Annotated in this window: 2 protein-coding genes; one reads left to right on the top strand and one right to left on the bottom strand. The window is 44.0% G+C overall.

Translation table 11 applies throughout. The annotated features are described in order from the left end of the window. On the bottom strand, positions 1 to 334 hold a 334-nt coding region (locus tag ACRDDY_RS00735; protein WP_438563053.1), incomplete at its 3' end, for a hypothetical protein. A gap of 277 nt (positions 335 to 611) precedes the next feature. On the opposite strand from ACRDDY_RS00735, the gene ACRDDY_RS00730 reads away from it, so the two are divergent. Continuing rightward, complete coding sequence (locus ACRDDY_RS00730) at positions 612 to 1,490, top strand: radical SAM protein (protein WP_438563052.1); 879 nt, start codon at positions 612 to 614, stop codon at positions 1,488 to 1,490. Positions 1,491 to 1,665 lie beyond the last annotated feature (175 nt).

Raw genomic sequence — 1,665 nt, 5'->3', positions numbered from 1 at the left:
CCAGCGCCTCTTTGTGTTGAGTTTTAAATTGGTGCACCGCCAGATTGCCCGCTTTACGCAGACCATGGAACAGTTTGAGCACCAAAGGTTCCAGCTGGAGTTGCCGACCAACAAGAAATAACAAGTCGGCCTGAGTGGTTTGCTCATCAAAGGTCAGACAACAGCGAGCAGCGATATCCTGAGTGAAGGCCTCGGCTAGTTGTCTGAGTTTGACTAATGTGGTGTTTGGTTCGGAGGAGAAAGAGCGCTCAGCCCCATAGGCAAGTTCAAAAAAAACATCTTCGTGTTCTTTAAGAAAAGACAAGTTACTCAAAATATTCTTTTCGACGGCCACCCCGGGCGCACTCCCAATCAAAACTCGGCATGAGGTTAAGTCGTGATTTTGCCACAACAAATCCTTTCTGTACCAGCCTGTTAGCTTTACGACACTATTTGGGAGCTACTAATAGCAATGTTGTCCCTCTGAATCCATTACCTGCTTTATAAAATGCGTGGGCTGGAATGCTTCATAGTGTTTTCTACAAAGACATCCATCTTCTTTATTTAAATGTTACGTCAGCCACTATATCATTATTTATCTTTTGTAGAGCTTAGCGATTATAGGGGGGGATATGCTATTCAGAAAGCCAAGGCTAGGGGGGTTTTACTATCCGAGAAACTACCCGACTCGAATGGTATGGCTGGTGAAAATCAAGTTCAAGATTCAAGCATTGTACCGTTGGTTTCGGGTACTGAAGGTCACGACAAAAGCTATTGGATACCAATATTCACCATCAAATGATCTGATTGAAATTGATATCACTTACCAATGTAATCTGCGCTGTATAAACTGCAATCGCTCTTCTGCACAAGCACCCGAAGCAAAACATATATCTGTTGGACTTGTTAAAGACTTTGTGGCTGAATCTATTGAAAAAAAAAGGTTCTGGCGAAGGATTCGCGTATTAGGCGGGGAACCGACGCTACACCCCGACTTTCACGAAATTATCGAAGAGCTATCAAAGCTACAGCATCATGGCCTTGCTGATGTTATTCAATTAGTAACCAACGGGTTTGGCCCCAAAGTAGCTAAAGTCTTGGCAAGCCTTCCAGCGAATATCGACATCGAAAACTCTGCCAAGAATAACAATATCCAACCAACCTTTGGTCCTTTTAACTCTGCCCCTTGTGACGACGCTAAATACCGGTATTCAAACTTCAAAAATGGATGTGACATTATGCATAGTTGTGGCTTGGGTTTAACTCCTCAGGGCTACTACCCATGCGCAGTTGCAGGCGGTATTGATCGGGTAACTAAAGCAGCTATAGGCAGAAAACATCTACCAGAACTCAATGATGACATGCGAGATCTCTTGGAAAGGAACTGCAAGCTATGTGGTCGTTTTCGTGATGGTCATTATGTCCCAGAGAAATTAAGACCGAAGCTGTTGAATCAAGTTACGTCTCCTTCTTGGACAAAAATTTATCAAAATTGGCAGCAAAATCGATGATAGACCCAGCAATGTGGTTTTTAATTTAACCTGGAGATTCAGCAGACAAGCGTAGACTTTCGCGGACGTTGGCAGACTTTGGGATTGGATGTTAAGGTCCACAGACGACTACACCTAGCTACACCAACGGCCGGTAAAGAAACGATGCGGCATCTGCCAGTTAGTGGACTTGACG

Source organism: Clostridium sp. (genome assembly GCF_051656525.1).
In the GTDB taxonomy this organism is placed as follows: domain Bacteria; phylum Bacillota; class Clostridia; order Clostridiales; family Clostridiaceae; genus Clostridium.
This window is presented reverse-complemented; position numbering and strand designations above follow the sequence as displayed.